This window comes from Chromobacterium violaceum ATCC 12472, from assembly GCF_000007705.1.
Classification (GTDB): domain Bacteria; phylum Pseudomonadota; class Gammaproteobacteria; order Burkholderiales; family Chromobacteriaceae; genus Chromobacterium; species Chromobacterium violaceum.
Map to the genome: position 1 here is coordinate 65098 of NC_005085.1, position 16613 is coordinate 81710.

Annotated in this window: 12 protein-coding genes; 1 reads left to right on the top strand and 11 read right to left on the bottom strand. The window is 67.9% G+C overall.

Going from position 1 to position 16613, the window contains the following annotated elements; genetic code table 11:
* Positions 1-56 precede the first annotated feature (56 nt).
* The 4 genes from CV_RS00250 to CV_RS00265 form a co-directional block, all read right to left on the bottom strand.
* Complete coding sequence (locus CV_RS00250; RefSeq protein ID WP_011133612.1) at positions 57-1526, bottom strand: M4 family metallopeptidase; 1470 nt, start codon at positions 1524-1526, stop codon at positions 57-59.
* A gap of 584 nt (positions 1527-2110) precedes the next feature.
* Positions 2111-2752 (bottom strand): pyridoxamine 5'-phosphate oxidase, encoded by a 642-nt coding sequence (gene pdxH / locus CV_RS00255; RefSeq protein ID WP_011133614.1) that lies wholly within the window; start codon positions 2750-2752, stop codon positions 2111-2113.
* 100 nt (positions 2753-2852) lie between these two features.
* Complete coding sequence (locus CV_RS00260; RefSeq protein WP_011133615.1) at positions 2853-3677, bottom strand: S1/P1 nuclease; 825 nt, start codon at positions 3675-3677, stop codon at positions 2853-2855.
* Positions 3678-3822: 145 nt separating this feature from the next.
* Complete coding sequence (locus CV_RS00265; protein ID WP_218567051.1) at positions 3823-4725, bottom strand: LysR family transcriptional regulator; 903 nt, start codon at positions 4723-4725, stop codon at positions 3823-3825.
* 90 nt (positions 4726-4815) lie between these two features.
* On the opposite strand from CV_RS00265, the gene CV_RS00270 reads away from it, so the two are divergent.
* Entirely contained in the window at positions 4816-5724 is a 909-nt protein-coding gene (locus CV_RS00270) for a DMT family transporter (protein ID WP_011133617.1), read from the top strand.
* Between the two features lie 83 nt (positions 5725-5807).
* Here CV_RS00270 and CV_RS00275 read toward each other — a convergent pair whose 3' ends face one another.
* The 7 genes from CV_RS00275 to CV_RS00305 form a co-directional block, all read right to left on the bottom strand.
* Positions 5808-6614, bottom strand: coding sequence for a DUF2145 domain-containing protein (locus CV_RS00275; protein ID WP_011133618.1), 807 nt, complete (start codon positions 6612-6614; stop codon positions 5808-5810).
* Positions 6611-7075 carry a hypothetical protein gene (locus CV_RS00280; protein ID WP_011133619.1) on the bottom strand — a complete coding sequence of 155 codons (465 nt, stop codon included), beginning with the start codon at positions 7073-7075 and terminating at the stop codon, positions 6611-6613. The genes CV_RS00275 and CV_RS00280 overlap by 4 nt, the downstream gene beginning before the upstream one ends.
* Before the next feature lie 114 nt (positions 7076-7189).
* Positions 7190-9922 (bottom strand): DEAD/DEAH box helicase, encoded by a 2733-nt coding sequence (locus tag CV_RS00285; protein ID WP_011133620.1) that lies wholly within the window; start codon positions 9920-9922, stop codon positions 7190-7192.
* Positions 9923-10023: 101 nt separating this feature from the next.
* Positions 10024-11325, bottom strand: a complete 1302-nt coding sequence (locus CV_RS00290; RefSeq protein WP_011133621.1) for a hypothetical protein — start codon at positions 11323-11325, stop codon at positions 10024-10026.
* A 149-nt stretch (positions 11326-11474) separates the two neighbouring features.
* Positions 11475-12752: a glutamate-1-semialdehyde 2,1-aminomutase gene (gene hemL / locus CV_RS00295; protein WP_011133622.1), complete on the bottom strand. Its 1278-nt coding sequence runs from the start codon at positions 12750-12752 to the stop codon at positions 11475-11477.
* A gap of 83 nt (positions 12753-12835) precedes the next feature.
* Positions 12836-15019 carry a peptidase domain-containing ABC transporter gene (locus CV_RS00300; protein ID WP_011133623.1) on the bottom strand — a complete coding sequence of 728 codons (2184 nt, stop codon included), beginning with the start codon at positions 15017-15019 and terminating at the stop codon, positions 12836-12838.
* A gap of 1 nt (position 15020) precedes the next feature.
* A complete protein-coding gene (locus CV_RS00305; RefSeq protein ID WP_011133624.1) occupies positions 15021-16271 on the bottom strand; it encodes an HlyD family secretion protein in 1251 nt (416 codons plus the stop codon).
* Between the last annotated feature and the right edge of the window lie 342 nt (positions 16272-16613).

Genomic DNA, 16613 nt, shown 5'->3' on the forward strand with positions numbered 1-16613 from the left:
CCGGCCGGGCAGTCAGATGCGGCCCCTGACGGGGCCGCGCTCTCGGTGGCGCAAGCTTATTGGCAAGTCACGCCGACCGCGGCGAACGCCTTGGTCACGTCGGCGCTGTTGTAGCCGCGGGCGTCGGCCGCCTTGACCACGCCGCAAGCGGCGCTGTTGTAGGTGGCGTTGGCGTTCCAGTACAGACGGTTGGCGTCGACGAACACCTCGAAGGCCTTGCGGGTGTTCCAGTTCGGGCTGGTCGCGATCAGATAGAACGCCTTGTTGTACACGCCGCTGGAATAGTGCACGTCCAGGCCGTTGTAGTAGTCCTTGGCGTTGCCGATCGACTGGCCGTCCTTGGTCGGGTCGGCGAAGTAACGCAGCGCGCCGGTCTTCTTGAAGATTTCCGCGCCGACCAGGAAGTCGTTCTTGCCCTTCATGTAGTACTCGGCGGCTTCGCCGGCCATGTCGGAGAACGCCTCGTTGATGCCGCCCGATTGGCCGCTGTAGACCAGGCCGGAGTTCTGCTCGGTGAAGCCGTGGCTGACCTCGTGCGCGGACACGTCCAGCGATACCAACGGATAGAAGGTGTTGTAGCCGTCGCCGAAGGTCATCGCGGTGCCGTCCCAGAACGCGTTCTCATAGTTGCGGCTGTAGTGCACCTTCATCAGCAGCTTCTGGGTGATCGGCTTCAGGTTGAACCAGTCCTTGTACAGGTTGAACACCACGTTGCCGAAGTAGTGGGCGTCGTTCAGCGGCGAGTAGGCGCCGTTGATGGCCTTGTAGGTGTTGGTCGGGCACGCGAACTTGTACGGAGTGGAGCCGCTGGTGCCGCCGTTCAGGTTGACGGTGGCGACGTTGCCGCTGTCCATCTTGCAGTCGCTGGTCACGATCAGCGGGCCATAGTCCTTGCCATAGTAGTACTGGCCCGTCTTGGCATTGCCGCCGGGACCGTTGGCTTCCGCATGGTTCAGGCCTTCCCACTGTTTCAGCACCTGGCCGCTGTTGGCGTCGATGATCAGATGCGGCCGGCTCGGCTCCTTGCCGTCCACCACGAAGGACACCAGGTAGACCAGTTGGGCGACGTTGCGCTCGTTCAGACGCACCACCAACTCGGCCTTGTCGTTGTAGGTGGGATTGCCGTTGGCTTTCAGCGCCTTGGCCTGGGACAGCACCTGGGCGCTGCTCAGCGTCGGCTTGGCGGATGCCAGATCCGCCTGAATGCCGGCGATGTAGTGGCCGGACAGCTTGCCCTGAACCGACTTCAGCGCGGCGGCCGGCTTTTCCTCCACCACGCCTTCGCCCCAGACCGGCACCCCCTGATAATACTGTTGATAGCGGGTCACCACCTTGCCGGAAGCGAATTGGGTGCTGCGCAGCGCCTTCAGGTCGCCCTGGCTCACGCCGGTGAACGCCGAGGCGCTATTGGCCTGAGCCTTGCCTTGTTTTTCCAGGTCGATGCGCTCGGCAGCCATCGTCGCCGAGCTGAAAACCGCCAGGGCGGACAGGACCAGACCACGCAGCATCAGTTGCTCTTTTCTCATCACGGACTCCAAATGTAGACAGGGCGGAACGGGGTGTGTCCCGCGCAACACCGTCGGCTGGTGGCCGCCGGTACCGAAGCCGCTGCCGGTTCGACCCGGGCTGTCGCCCCGCGGCGGATCGCCGTCGGGGAGGGCGGAGGAGACTGCGGACGATGGAATCCGCCGGCGCCATTCTCTCGGGACCGTGCGCATCGCCTGCCGCCGCCGCGCGCCGCCCGTTGTTGCCGGACCGGCCTGCGACTTAGCTTTGGGAACGGGTCGGCGCGTCTGCCACGCGGCCGGGCTGAGCCCGGAATGTCCCGGCCAGATAATCCCAAATGCATAAATTATGTATTGGATTTTTCCTGCGGATATTCATCTGTACTTTCTGGCAGTTGCTGCGAGGCTTATATGAAAAGACTGAGCGGGATCAATTGCCAGACAAGGAGATGCGTGATGGGCTTGGGTACGAGATCAAACTGAAAAATTACAAATATTCTTCATTTTGTTTTTCGCACCTGCCTTATTTGCAAAAATATGACAGTTGCAGAAAACGGCGCAAGATGGGGGATAAGAACAGGGCCGCGGTCGCGGCCCTGGGAGATTTACGGCGCGAGCCGGGAACGGCTCCAGCCGCCGTCCGGCTGCAAGGTGTACAGCACGCGGTCGTGCAGCCGGCTGGGGCGCCCCTGCCAGAACTCGACCCGGTCCGGCACGACCGCGAAGCCGCCCCAATGCGGCGGACGCGGCACGTTGATCGGGTAGCGGGCGCCGAACATCGCCGCGCGGGTCACCAGCGTCGCCTTGGAAGCGATCTCGCGGCTCTGCTCGCTGGCCCAGGCGCCCAGCCGGCTGGTATACGGCCGGCTGGCGAAGTAGGCGTCGGACACCTCCGGCGCCACGCGCGCGGCCTTGCCCTCGATTCGCACCTGCCGCTCCAGCTCGGGCCAGAAGAAATTCAGGGCGACATAGGGATTGGCCTCCAGCGCCTGGCCCTTGCGGCTCTGATAGTTGGTGTAGAACAGCAGCTGGCCGTCCTCCACGCCCTTGAGCAGCACGATGCGCGACGAGGGCCGGCCATCGGCGCCGATCGCGGCGAGGTTCATCGCCGTCGGCTCCGGCACCTGGGCGGCGATCGCCTCGTTCAGCCAGATTTCGAACTGCGCCACCGCGTCAGGCAGGCAATCCTCCGGCGACAATTCTTTTTTCGAGTATTCCAGACGGATATCGGCAAGGTTCAGCGACATGTTTCCTCCTTGGCTGTCCATCTTAGTCGAACGCGGCCGAGCCGGAAATGCGCGCGATCAGGTTCCGCCGCGGCGGGCGGAACCCGAAGCCGCACGGCGCTTAGTTCAATGCCTGGTTGATCACGGCGGCGATGCGGGCGCCGGCCTTGGCCAGCTGCTGGTCGACCAGCAGGCCGCCTGCGCGCAGATAGGTGTTGTCCAGGTAAACCGGCGTGGACGGCGACGCGCCGCAGCTGAAGCCGGCCAGCGGGCCGTAGACGTCGGCGCGCGCGTACTGGTTGGACTCATGCACCCAGTCCATCACGCCGCCGCCCTGCCAGCCGGAGACGTTGCGCTGGTAGCGCTGCAGATCGGCGGCGGCCCAGCTCTTTTCGTCGGCGCCGTTCAGCTCCTGCTGCACCAGCGCGGTATCCCACACCGAATGCAGGTTGCTGATCTTGCTGCTGCCCGGCAGCTGCACCTTGAAGTCGTTGCCGCCGCGATCCAGGTTGTCGGCCGCGTGCAGCGGCTGGTGGATGTCGCCCACCATGTGGATCAAGAAGGTTAGCGCCTGGGCGCGATCGGCCTTGGCGGCGCCGCGGTCGGCCAGCACCTTGCGGTAGCGATCGATCTGGTTGGCCGCGCAATTGCCGTCCGGGCACTCGTCCTCCGTCACGCCGGAACAGACCGGCTCGTCGTTGTAGTGCCACTGGTCGGAGCCCGGCAGCGTCTGCTTCAGTTCCTGCTTGTGCTGGTCCATGTACAGCGCCAGCTGGGCGAAATCGGCGTTGGGGATCAGCTTCTTCACCTCGGCCTTGGCCTTGCTGCTCAGCAACTGCTGGGCGATGTAGCCGGTGATGCGGTGGCCTTCCTGGCCCCAGGCCAGCGCCTGGCCGCTGCTGGCGGCGAAAGCGGCGGACAACAGCAATGCGAGTGCCTTCTTCATGTTCTCTCCCGGTTGATTGCTTTTGTTTTATTGGCCGGCAAAATGCCGGCGCGGCGCATCATACGGGACAAATATGAAAAACAGATAAATATTTTTATATAAAGATAGTTTGATGATTTATTCTTTGATGTCAAATTCTTTTAAATCAAACATCTATCGCATCCTGCCGGTTGTCTCCTCCATGCCAAGCGCGCGCCAGCAGCATCTCCTCCAGCGCCTTCAGGGCCGGCTGGCGCGACTGCCGGCGCCGGATCAGCAGCGTCGGCGCGCGGGCCAGGTCATCCGGCAAGGCGTGCGCCGACACCTGGGCCGCCATCTGCGGCATGGTGTCCAGCAAGGCCTGCGGCAGCAGCGCCAGGCCCATGCCGCAGGCCACGCAGCTGAGCATCGCGTGGTAGGAGCTCAGCTCGACGACGCGCCGCGGCTGCACGCCCTGGCGCTGCAGCCATTGCTCCAGCCGCTGGCGGTAGGAGCAGCCGCTGCCGAAGGCCAGCAGCGTGGTGTCGGCCAGCACCTCCAGCGACGGCCGCCCCAGCGTGGCGGCGGCCACCAGCATGATCTCCTCCACCGCCACCACGGTCTGGTCCAGCCTGACGTCGTCCAGCGGCCCGCTGACCAGCGCCGCGTCCAGCCGGCCGTCCAGCACCGCCGCGGTCAGCCCGCGCGACTCCCCGGTCTGCAGCTCCAGCCGCACCGCCGGGTAGCGCGCGTGGTAATCGGCCAGCACCGGCGCCAGCCTGGCCGCGGCCGTGCTCTCCATCGCCCCCAGCCGCAGCCGCCCGCTGGGCGCCGCGTCCGCCATCGCCAGCCTGGCCTCTTCGGCCAGGTCCAGCAGCCGCTCGGCGTAATCGTTGAGCTTCCAGGCGGCGGCGGTGGGAATCAGCCGCTTGCCCTCGCGCAGGAACAGCGCCACGCCCAGCTTGTCCTCCAGCTGGCGCAAGCGGGTGGTGACGTTGGATTGCACCCGGTGCAGGCGCTGCGCGGCGCGGGTGATGCCGTCTTCCTGCAGCACCGCCTGGAAGATTCTCAGCTCGTCCAGCTCCATCATTCTTTCCTTGAGATGATTTCAATCACAATAATTCATTTTTTAAGAACATAGAAGCGGACTAGGATGCGGGAAACCCATCGGAGAACCATCATGTCCGCACCCAACATCAAACAAGGCTATCTGGCGGCAGCCGGCGCCATCGCCATCTGGACCGGCTTCAACATCGCGTCGCGGCTGGCCGGCAAGAGCGCGCTGGCCGGCACCGACATCCTGGCGCTGCGCCTGGGAACCGCCGCGCTGGTGCTGCTGGCCTGCGGCGGCCTGCCGCGCGGCGCGCTGCGCGATGCCCGGCTGTGGCTGCTGACCCTGCTCGGCGGCCTCGGCGTCAGCATCTTCGCCTACTGCGCGTTCAAATTCGCGCCGGCGGCGCACGGCGGCCTGCTGCTGCCGGGCATGCAACCCTTCCTGGTGGCGCTGGCGGCCTGGCCGCTGCTGGGAGAAAAACCGCAAGCGCACAAACTGCCCGGTTATGCGCTGATCGCGCTGGGCCTGCTGCTGAGCGCGTTGCCCATGCTGAGCGGCCATGATGTCGGCCAGGTCTGGATCGGCGATCTGATGCTGCTGGCGGCCTCGGTCAGCTGGGCCGTGTTCGGCGTGCTGGCCCGGCGCTGGGGCTTCGCCGCCTGGCCGCTGACGCGCGCGATCACCATCATGGCCGCGCTGCTCTACCTGCCCGTCTATCTGCTGTGGCTGCCCAGGCATCTGGCGGAGGCGTCGTGGGGCATGCTGGCCTTCCAGGCGCTGTACCAGGGCGTGGGCGCGGCGATCCTGGCGATGCTGCTCTACCTGCGCGCCATCGCCGCCCTGGGCACGGTGAAGATGGGCGTGCTGTTCGCGCTGATTCCGATGCTGGCCGGCCTGCTGGCCGCGCCCTTGCTGGGCGAGCCGCTGACCGTCAGCCTGGCCGCGGGCCTCGCCAGCGTCAGCCTGGGCGCCTGGCTGGCCTCGCGCGAGCGGCGCAAGGCGGCTGCGCCCACGCCCGCCGCATGCGAGGCCTAGGGCCCCGCTCGCAACGAGCGCTTCGGCGCGCCAAACGCGAAAAACGGCCCCGCAGGGCCGTTTCGCCATACTGCAAGCAGGGCCTAGTAGCGGCGCGGCTGCGCGCCGGCGATCTCTTCCACCTTCCAGCCTTCCTCGCGCGCGTCGACAAACTGGATGATGGAGTCCACCGACACCGTCTGGATGCGGTCGGCGAAGCGCAGCTCGTTGGGGTGGTCGTCGAAGGCGACGTTGGCCTTGAACATGCGGCCGCCCAGCCGGGTCATCGGTCCCAGCTTCAGCTCGGTGGGCTGGTAACCGTTGAGCTTCAGCCACATCTGCGCCTGTTCCCGGCTGCGTATCGCCGTCTCGTGGCTCTCCGCCGCCGCCAGCTGCTCCAGCACCCAAACGTTGGAGTTCTCGTAGCGGGTGGAGAACGGGTAGGCCAGCAGGTTGTAATGCGCGGTGTGCAGCTCGCGCAGCCTGGCCGGCTGGTTCAGCCGCGCCAGCAGCCGCGCCGCCACCTGGGGCGGCGGCACCAGCGCCACCGAGTCGAAGCGGAACATGTCGTCCAGGAAGAAATTGCCCAGACCCTCGTACCACAGCTCGGAACGGTCGGTGCCGCAATCGTTCAGCAAATGCGCCACCCGCCAGCGGCGGTCCGGCTCGGTGCGGTAGACGATGCCGGCGTGGGTGTAGCGCAGATTGTACTGGCTGAGGTCCTGGCCCATGCGGCCCAGCACCACCACCTCGCTGCCCAGCTGGTCCAGCCGCTGCTGCACCTTCTGCGCGGTCTGCATCGCCATGCGGAAGGTTTCCGGCGTCAGCGGCTTCTCCTCGCAGCTCTGGCCGGCGACAGCCAAAGCCGGCAGCGTCAGCGCCAGGGCGCAAAGGGCGCGCGCCGCCCTCATCCCGGAATCCTCGAGTGTTCCAGCAGCGCCTCGCCCACCTTGTTGGGGATGAAGGCCAGCACCTTGCCCGAGGTCACCAGCAGCGTGCCGCTGGCGGTGGCGGTCACCTGCACCGAAGCGCCGACCGCCGCGCCCGACGCCTTCACCGCGGAGCCGGAGGCCTTGACCAGCAGCTTGGCGCCGCCCTGCACCGAGTCCAGCGTCAGCTCGGCCACATCGCCTGCGCCCTGGACGATGCCGGCGATCACATAGGCGCTGCCGGTCACCGCCAGCACCGGGCCCAATGCCGATTCGCCATGGCCCTGCGACGTGCCCCCGACGCTGACCACCGGCGCGGCCAGTATGGACAGGGCGCCCATGCCCAGGGTTTGCGAACCGTTATTGCCGATGGAGGGATCCGCCAGCGCGGGCCAGGAAGCGGCCAGCAGCAGAGCGCCGGCCAACAAGGAGTAACGCGACATGATGCAACCTTGGTGTCATGAAGATGGCCGTCATCATGCCAAGCCAATTGTAAACAGGCAATCCGGCAGTCCAAACGCTTGACGGCGCGCAAGCGCATGGCCGAGGGCAAGAGGCTAGCCGGCCTCGCCCCGCAGCAAGGCCAGCAAAGCCTCGCCGTCCATGCTGGCGCTGGCGTCGCCGCCGGCCAGCAGGCTGTCGGCCAATGCCCGCTTGTCGCGGTGCAATTCGACGATCTTCTCTTCTATGGTGCCGGCCGCCACCAGCCGGTACACGGTGACCGGCCGCTGCTGGCCCATGCGGTAGGCGCGGTCGGAGGCCTGGTCCTCCACCGCCGGGTTCCACCAGGGATCGAGGTGGATCACGTAGTCAGCGGCGGTGAGGTTGAGCCCGGTGCCGCCAGCCTTGAGGCTGATCAGGAACAGGTCGCCGTCGCCGGCCTGGAAGGCGTCCATGCTGGCCTTGCGCTGCCTGCTCGGCGTGCCGCCGTCCAGGTAATGGAAACGGACGCCTCGCTGTCTCAGGTGCTCGGCCACCAGCGCCAGGTGATCGACGAACTGGCTGAACACCAGCGCCTTGTGGCCGTTGTCCAGCAGCTCCTCGCAGATTTCGGCGAAGGCCGCCAGCTTGCTGGCCGGCAGCGCGCTGTCGGGCTGCGTGAGCTTGGGGTGGCAGCAGAAGCGGCGCAGCCGGGTCAGCTCGGCCAGCGCCTGCATGGTCTGGCCGCCGGCGGCCGGGTCGGCCTCCGCCACCCGCGCCAGCGCCTCCTGCCGCATCGCCTCGTAGACGTGGCGCTCCTGCTCGGACAGTTCGATCAAGCGCGTGGTCTCGGTCTTGGGCGGCAACTCGGTCAGCACCTCGCGCTTGGTGCGCCGCAACAGATAGGGCTGGATCAAGGCCTTCAGCTGCGCGCGCGCGGTGTCGTCGCCGTCGGCGATCGGCTGCGCGTAGCGCTGCTCGAACTGCGCCAGATTGCCCAACAAGCCCGGCGCGATGAAGCGGAACAGGCTCCACAGCTCGCCCAGGTGGTTTTCCACCGGCGTGCCGCTGGCGGCCAGGCGGAAATCGGCGCGCAGGCTTTGCGCCACCTGGGCGCGCTGGCTCTGCGGGTTCTTGATCGCCTGCGCCTCGTCCAGCACCGCCGACGCCCAGTGCACGTCGCAGAAGGCCTCGGCCTCGCGCTGCAGCAGGCCGTAGCTGACCACCACCAGGTCGCCCGGACCGACATCGTCCAGCCGCCTGTGCTGGTGGTAGGCGCGCAGGCGCAGGCTGGGCGCGAAGCGGGCAGCCTCGGCTAGCCAGTTCAGCGCCACCGAGGTCGGCGCCACCGCCAGTTGCGGGCCCAGGTGGGCGCGGGTCAGCAACAAGGACAGCGTCTGCACCGTCTTGCCCAGGCCCATGTCGTCGGCCAGGCACGCCCCCACGCCCCAATGCGCCAGCCGCGCCATCCAGGCAAAGCCTTGCAGCTGGTAAGGCCGCAGCGTGGCGTTGAGCGTCGCTGGGACCTCGGGATCGAAAACAGCCGCCTCGCGCCAGCGCGCCGCCTGTCGCTGCCAGCCGTCGTCGCCGTCGAATTGCCCCGCGTCCTCCCCCAGCGCCTGCAGGCGCGGGCCGGCCAGCGGGCTGATCGCCAGCCCGTCCGGCCCGGCGTGGTCCACCATGCGCGCCAGCTCGCCGAGCCGCTCGCCCAGGCTGCCGGACAGCATCAGCCAGTCGCCGTCGGACAGCTGCAGATACTTGCCCTTTTGGTTGGCCAGCGCCGCCAGCAGATGGCGCAGCGTCAGGATGCGGCCATCGTCCAGTTCCAACTCGCCGTCGGCCTGCAGCCAGCCGCCGCGCCGCTTCACTTTCAGTTTCAGCTGCGGCATGCCGTCGGCGGCGGCCAGGCGGATCTTGTCCCCCTGCGGCCACAGGCAGATCACGCGGTCCTCGCCGGCCGCCTGCAATTGCGACAATAGCGACAGGGCCGTGTGCTGGTCGGCAAACAGCCAGCCGTCGCCGTCGCGCTGGCCCCGGGCAATGGCCGGGCAGGCCTCACGCAGCGCGCGCAGGCGGCCGGCTTCCGCGGCCAGGTCGCGGACGAACTGACGGTATTCGCCGTCGACATCCAGCACCAACCCGGCCGCGCCGCGGCCCGGCGCGCTCCAGGCGGCAGCCGGATGCGGCTTGACCTTCAATTGCAGCCGCAGGCCTTCCGGCTGGCGGGTCAACAAGGCGTACAAGGCCGGGTCGGCCGCTTCGCTTGCCAGCGCCGGATCGAAAGCCGGGCTGGCGTCCACCAGCGGCAGACCGGGCGCGACCTCGCGTATCGCCTCCAGCACCCGCTGCCGCGCCTGCCAGGGCACGGTCAGGCCGTGGCCGACCAGGTCGGCCAGCGCCTTCAACTCGTCGGTCAATTGGTAGACCAGCAGCCGCTCCGGCTGCGGCCGTTGCCACAGCGCGCCGCAGCAGCCGGCCAGGCCGTCCGGCAGCAGTTTCAGCCGCAATTCCGCGCCCACCCGCTCCATCTGCAGCGCCGGCTGGCCCGCCTCGACGCGGATGCGACGCGCCGGCGCTTCGGCGTCGAACAGCAGCGGGTGATCTATCAGCGCCGGCAGCAGCGGCGCGGCGTCGACCAGGCCGGCGTCGCCGCCGTGCGCCTGCCACAGCGCCAGCAACGGCTTCAGAACCGGCAGGTCGTGCGGCCGCACCGCCTCGGCCTGCTCCTGCAGCAGGCTGGCCAGAGAACAGGCGCGGCCGCGGCTCCAGCCGTCAGGGCCGGCGCTTTGCAGCAAGGGCTGCAGCTGGGCGCCGGAGTCGGCCAGGCGCAAGCGCCAGATCAGGCGGGAAGAGGGTTGCGGTTCGGTCATTGCGCATCGTGGAAAGGAAAAGTCGGGCCGATGTTGCCGGAATCGGACCGCGCTGCAAAGCGGCATACGAAAACGGCGGCCCAAGCCGCCGTTTCCGTTTGCTACGCGCTGCCGCTTTCGCAGCCGCCTGCCTGGGTGGGGATGTTCAACAGATGGACAAAAGCCTTGCCGTTCCAGCGCCACAAGCGATCGCAAAAAGCGGCCGAGCCGACGCGCAGATCATGCACCCCGGCCGACACATCCCGGGTGCGGCGCACCTGGCTGGCCGGCATGCCCAGATTGACGCGCAGGCGGCCTTCGCCGTCGCGCACGAAGACCCAGACCGAGGCGCCGGCCTCGCCCGAGGTGCAGCCGTCGCCTCCGCGCACCCACAGCTGTTCCTGTCCGCCATCGCGCTCGAAATGGGCGTTCAGCGGATAGGGTTCGTCGCAGCCCTTGCGATCGACGAATCCCGCCGCGCCGTCCTGCGCGACGTAGCGCATGCCCAGTTGATCCAGCACGTCTTGCAGGTCGGCCTGGGACAGCTTGCGCCCCTTGCCGAACAAGGCCTCGTTGGCGTCGGCTGCCGGCCTGGCCGGCTGCTGCGCCTGTTCCTCCCGCTCCGGCCGCGTCGGCAAGCCGGCGCGCACCCGGCAGTCGACATCGGCGCAGACGTATTCCCAGCGGCGGCGGTCGAAGCGGAAATCGAAGCTGGCCAGCTGCTTGTCCTTGCCGTCGCGGACGATCAGCGACAGCGGGTAGACCGGGGGCTCGCTCCGGGCGCTGTCGAGCTGGTACGAGAACCTCAGCCCTGCGACGGTATCGGCGTCGCGGCCGAACACTTCGCCGCCGATGGCCACCACCTGGCCATCTTTGGGCGCGTAAAACTGCGGGAAATCCTCGGCCGCGGCGCCGGGCGCGGCGCGGCCGGCCGCGAACCAGCCCAGATAGCCGTCGCGGGACAGTTGCAGCAGCTGCGCCTGCTCGGGGCCTGCGGCCCGGTAGTTGCGGAAGTCCAGTTCCCGGCTGCCCGCTATCGGCGCCAGCGTGTCGGCGTTGACGACGAAAGCGCCGGCCAGGCCGCTCAGGTCCTCGTCGCGCGCGCCATCCTTGCCGCCGCTGGCGAACAGATACAGCCTGCGCTCCCGTCCGACAGTCGCCCGGTCCAGCGCCAGCGGGCGCAGGCAGTAATCGCCGCCGTCCTCGCGCAGGTAGTGCCAGCAGTTCCGTTTCGGATCATGCTGCTCTCTGCCGTAAGCGCGATTCATGATGTTAGCCGCCAGGCCGCGCGCCGACGCGCCGCTCAGTTCCAGTCTTTCCACTTTGACCTGATCGCCGCCTTTCAGCAGCAAAACCCCGGCCAGGACCGCGGCCGCCAGCGCCCCCGCGCCGATGGCCAGGCGCAGCCTGGTCTTCCTTTCCATCCACATCCCCTTCACTGCCGCAATGTCCCGCAGGCCTGTCCGGCCCGAATGATTTTTTGAATTCGGCGGCAATATTACCAAGCCAAGCCGTTTTCTTCAGCGCAATAAAAAAGGGAGCCTGAGGCTCCCTGGTTTGCAGCCGCCTGTGGTCAGAGGCGCGCGAAAGCCCGGCCCGCCGCGGCGAGGGTGGATTCGATCATTTGCTCGCTGTGCGCGGCGGAGACGAAGCCGGCTTCGTAGGCGGACGGCGCGAAGTAGACGCCTTCGTCCAGCATGGCGTGGAAGAAACGCTTGAAGCGCTCGATGTCGCAGCCGGTGGCTTCGGCATAGGACTTGGGCGCCTTGTCGCTGAAGTAGAAGCCGAACATGCCGCCGACGCTGTCGGTGGACAGCGTGACGCCGGCTTTCCGCGCTTCTTCGGCCAGGCCCTGGGCCAGGCGGGCGGTGCGGCTGCCCAGCGTTTCATAGAAGCCGGGCTGCTGGATCAGCTTCAGCGTGGCCAGGCCGGCGGCGACGGACAGCGGATTGCCGGACAGGGTGCCGGCCTGGTAGACGGTGCCCAGCGGAGCGATCTTGCCCATGATGTCGGCGCGGCCGCCGAAGGCCGCCAGCGGCATGCCGCCGCCCACCACCTTGCCCAGCGTGGTCAGGTCCGGCGTGACGCCGTGCAGGCCTTGGGCGCAGCCCTTGGCCACGCGGAAGCCGGTCATCACTTCGTCGTAGATCAGCACCGCGCCGTGCTTTTCCGTCAGCTGGCGCAATGCCTGCACGAATTCGCGCGACGGCTGGATCAGATTCATATTGCCGGCGATGGGCTCCAGGATCACGCAGGCGATCTTGTCGCCGATCTCGGCGAAGGTGCGGGACAGCTGCTCGACATCGTTGTACTGCAGCACCAGCGTGTGCTTGGTGAAATCGGCCGGCACGCCGCCGGACGACGGGTTGCCGAAGGTCAGCAGGCCGGAACCGGCCTTGACCAGCAGGCTGTCGGAATGGCCGTGGTAGCAGCCTTCGAACTTGACGATCAGGTCGCGGCCGGTGAAGCCGCGCGCCAAGCGGATGGCGGTCATGGTCGCCTCGGTGCCGGACGACACCAGCCGCACCTGCTCCACCGACGGCAGCAGCTTGCAGATTTCCTCGGCGATCACCACCTCGCCCTCGGTCGGCGCGCCGAAGGACAAGCCGCCGACAGCCGCGTCCTGCACCGCCTTCACCACCTCGGGGTGGGCATGGCCGACGATGGCCGGGCCCCAGGAGCCGACGTAGTCCAGATACTGTTTGCCGTCGGCGTCCCAGAAATAGGCGCCCTCGGCGCGGGCGACGAAGCGCGGCGTGCCGCCGACTTGGCCAAAGGCGCGCACCGGCGAGTTGACGCCGCCGGGGATCACTTGCTTGCCACGTTCGAACAGTTCCAGATTGCGGGACATGAGGTTTTCCTTGTCTGGCGGCGCGGACCGCGCCGCGGAATATGGGGATGCGCGGCGGTGCGCTCGGGTGCCGCCGGACGCGATCATTCTACATGATCGCCGACCCGTCCGGGACCGCCGCCCTCCCTCGCCATCCGCTGCTCCATCGCCACCGCCGCCGGAGAATCCTGCACGATGCGCCCCTGTTCCAGCACCACCACCCGCTCCGCCATGGCGATGGTTTCCGGCCGGTGGGCAACCAGGATGCGCGTCATGTCGATGTCCCGCACCGCGGCGTTGACCAGCTGCTCGTTCCACACGTCCAGGTGGCTGGTGGCCTCGTCCAGCACCAGGAGCCGAGGCTGCTTGTACAGCGCGCGCGCCAACAGCACGCGCTGCTTCTGGCCGCCCGACAGGCCGGAGCCGATGTCGCCGACCAGGGTGTTGTAGTTCATCGGCATGGCCATGATTTCGTCATGAATGGCGGCCAGCTGCGCGCAGCGGCGGATGCGGTCCTGGTCGGGCTGCGGGTCGAAGAAGCAGATGTTGTCGGCGATGGAGCCCGAAAACAGCAAATCGTCCTGCATCACCGTGCCCAGCAGCTGGCGGTAGTTGGACAGGCCCAGCTGCCTGAGCGGCACGCCGCCGATCAGCACCTCGCCCTCGGTCGGCTCCATCAGGCCCAGCACCAGCTTGAGCAGCGTGGTCTTGCCGCAGCCGGACGCGCCGGTGACGGCCAGGCACTGGCCGGCCGGAATCGCCAGGCTCAGCTCGCGCAACACATAGGGCTCGCTGTCGGAGTAGCGGAAGGACACGTTGCGCAATTCGATCGCCGGCTGCACATGGGCCGGATCGATCTCGACGTCGTTCAGCTCCGGCTCCGGCTCGGTCAGCAGGATGTCGGCCACGCGTTCGCCGTGCAGCCGCAGCATGCGCAGCTCGAACAGCTTGTCGATCAGCGCCGCGATGCGCTGGCTGAACTGATCCTTGTAGCTGAGAAAGGCGAACAGCATGCCGACGGAAAAGCGGCCGTCCATCACCGCCAGCGCCGCCAGCCACACCACCACCACCCGCTCGGCGCTGAACAGCAGGGTATTGGCGGTCTGGAACGACAGGCTGAGCCGGGCGATGCGCAGGTCGGCGTTGAATTGCTCGGCCAGCGCGTTCATCCAGCCGATGCGGCGCTCCTCCTGGCGGCCGAACAGCCGCACGCTCTGCGCGCCGCGCGCCGATTCGATGAAATGGGTGTTCTGCCGCGACGCGTGGATGATCTGCTCGGCGGTGGCCTCGCGCAGCGCGCGGAAGATGCTCCAGCGCAGCAGCGCGTACAGCGCCACCGCGATCAGGCTTACCGCCGCCAGCGGCGCGCTGTACAGCAGCATCACGATCAGCGTGGCGATCACCAGCAGGCCGTCTATCACCCCCTCGACGAACTGGGTGGTCAGGCTTTTCTGTATGGTCTGGATCGAGCCGAAGCGCGAAACGATGTCGCCCAGGTGGCGTTTCTCGAACCACGGCAGCGGCAGCCGCATCAGGTGGGCGAAGGCATTGCCCAGCCACTGGAAATTGAGGCTGGTGGCCAATGCCGTGGTCGCCCAGGAGCGCACCGCGCCGATCGCGGTCTGCAGCAGCACCAGCAGCAGGAAGCCGATGCCCAGCACGGTGATCAGGTCGCGGTCGGCCGCCACCAGCGCCTCGTCCACCACCCATTGCAGATAGAACGGCGCGGCCAGCGCGCACACCTGCAGCGCCAGGCCCAGCAGCAGCAACTGGATCAACCCTCCGCCCAGACCATCCACCCGGCCCATCAGCGACAGCAGGCTGAACTGCAGCTTCTCCTCTGCCTTGCGGAACGAGGCGTCCGGCGTCAGCTCCAGCGCCACGCCGGTGAAATGCTTGGACGCCTCGTCCAGGCTCAGCTTGCGCTCGCCCACCGCCGGGTCGTGGATCACGATGTGGCGCGCCGAAACCTGCTTCAACACCACGAAATGGTTCATGTCCCAGTGCAGCACGCAAGGCAGCTTCAGCTGCGGCAGGTGCTGCAGGTCCAGCTTCAGCGGCCGCGACGCCAAGCCCAGGCCCTGCGCCATCGCGATCAGGCTTTTCAACGTGGAGCCCTTCAACGACACCGAGAAACGGCGGCGCATATTGGCCAGGTCGATGCGGTGGCCCCAGTAGCCCGCCACCATCGCCAGACTGGCCAGCCCGCATTCGGCGGCCTCGGTTTGCAGCAACACCGGCAGCCGGCGGCGGCCCCAGAGCTGCAAAATCGGTTGCTGATGGCTCATCTCACACCTTTCCGCTGATGCTGTAGAGCGGCTCCAGCACCCATTCGTACAGCTTGCGCCGCTCCAGCAGCACGCTGGCGTCCAGCGCCATGCCGGCCTTCAAGGGCTGGGCCTGGCCATAGGTGGTGATGCTCTGGCGCTCCAGCCTCACCCGCACCCGGTACAGCGGCTCGCCGGCGCCGCCCTGGCCGCCGGGCAGGTACAACTCCTCCGGCCGCAGCGCGCTGCGCGACACCTCGCGCACCGTGCCCTTGAACTGGCCGAACTTCTGGTAGGGATAGGCCTGATAGCGGATCAGCACCGCCATGCCGGGCTTGACGAAGCCGGCGGCGCGCGACGGCGCGTACAGCTCCGCCTCCAAGGGCGAGCCGGCCGGCGACAGATTGGCCAGAGTCTGCCCGGCCGCCGCGGTCTGGCCGGGCTGAACGGCGATGCCGCTGACCATGCCGGCCTGCGGCGCGCGCACCAGCAGCTGGCGCTTGGCCTCGTTCTCGGTCAGGTCCTGCTCCAGCTCCGCCATGCCGCGCTGCGCCGCCGCCTCGTCGCGCCGGGCCTGCAGCTGCAGATCGCCCAGGTCGGACAGCGCCGCGTCGTGATCGCTCTGCAAGACGGCGCGGCCGCGCTGCAAGTCGGCCAGCTTGGCCTGCTGGTCTATCGCCTCGGCCTGCTTGTCCTGCAGCGCGGCGGCGGAGATGAAGTGCGACTCCAGCAGCTTGCGGTGGCGCTGCAGCGTCTCTTCGGCCAGCGCCACCCGCCGCCGCTGCAAGCCTATCTGCTCGTCCATCCGCTGCAGCTCGCGCGCCAGGTCGCCCGCCTTGCGCCGCAGCGCGTCCTGCTTCTGCCTGGCCTGCAGGCGCAGCATCGCCTGGTCGCCGGCCAGGCTGTCCCGCCGCGATTGCAGCAGCGCGGTGATCTCGCGTCCGGCATCGCCGCGGGTGGCGCTCTCGCGCTCGTTGCCGAGCACGAACAGCACGTCGCCGGCCCGCACCTGCTGGCCCTCGCGCACCCTCACCTCGGCCACCACGCCGGCCTGCGCCGGCTGCAGCCGGATCAGGCCCTGGCTGGGCAGCAGCACGCCCGCCACCTGGGCCTTGCGGGTATAGCTGGCGAGCGCGAAGAACAGGACGATGGCGATGGCGATCAGCGTGAACGCGCCGGTCAGCCAGGCGAGGCTGGCGGGGCGCAACAGCACGATGCGGCCGTAGCGGCGGTCGGCGGCATGGGCGAGGGCGGCGGAACGGAAAAGCGACACAGACGCGGCACCTCTCGGTGAGCATGCGCGCAAACGCATGCGGAATGATTCATCGCCCTGCCCAATGCCAAAGAAGGCGGACCGGGCATGATGCCGGGACAATAGCATTAATCGTTCGTCCCGGCCGGCCCCTCGGGCCTGCCGCCTCCCCGCACTGCGCCGCAAGCCCATGTTTTCTTTAAATTCTCATCACGCGTCCCATGCGCACCACACTGTCCATTAGAACTGGCTGATTACTGCCGCTTCCAGCGAATCGGTGTCCTCCGCCACGCGGCAGCCGCGCCGCGCAAGGCTTTTGCGCGTGTTGCGAGATGCCGACAGCGCCAGCGGATCGTCCAGCCT

Excerpts from the sequence above, each read along its gene's own strand:
- hemL (WP_011133622.1), bottom strand. The coding sequence starts at position 12,752 with ATGTCCCGCAATCTGGAACTGTTCGAACGTGGCAAGCAAGTGATCCCC.
- CV_RS00300 (WP_011133623.1), bottom strand. The coding sequence starts at position 15,019 with ATGAGCCATCAGCAACCGATTTTGCAGCTCTGGGGCCGCCGCCGGCTG.
- CV_RS00280 (WP_011133619.1), bottom strand. The coding sequence starts at position 7,075 with ATGTCGCGTTACTCCTTGTTGGCCGGCGCTCTGCTGCTGGCCGCTTCC.
- CV_RS00250 (WP_011133612.1), bottom strand. The coding sequence starts at position 1,526 with ATGAGAAAAGAGCAACTGATGCTGCGTGGTCTGGTCCTGTCCGCCCTG.
- CV_RS00260 (WP_011133615.1), bottom strand. The coding sequence starts at position 3,677 with ATGAAGAAGGCACTCGCATTGCTGTTGTCCGCCGCTTTCGCCGCCAGC.
- CV_RS00270 (WP_011133617.1), top strand. The coding sequence starts at position 4,816 with ATGTCCGCACCCAACATCAAACAAGGCTATCTGGCGGCAGCCGGCGCC.
- CV_RS00290 (WP_011133621.1), bottom strand. The coding sequence starts at position 11,325 with ATGGAAAGGAAGACCAGGCTGCGCCTGGCCATCGGCGCGGGGGCGCTG.
- pdxH (WP_011133614.1), bottom strand. The coding sequence starts at position 2,752 with ATGTCGCTGAACCTTGCCGATATCCGTCTGGAATACTCGAAAAAAGAA.
- CV_RS00265 (WP_218567051.1), bottom strand. The coding sequence starts at position 4,725 with ATGATGGAGCTGGACGAGCTGAGAATCTTCCAGGCGGTGCTGCAGGAA.
- CV_RS00285 (WP_011133620.1), bottom strand. The coding sequence starts at position 9,922 with ATGACCGAACCGCAACCCTCTTCCCGCCTGATCTGGCGCTTGCGCCTG.
- CV_RS00275 (WP_011133618.1), bottom strand. The coding sequence starts at position 6,614 with ATGAGGGCGGCGCGCGCCCTTTGCGCCCTGGCGCTGACGCTGCCGGCT.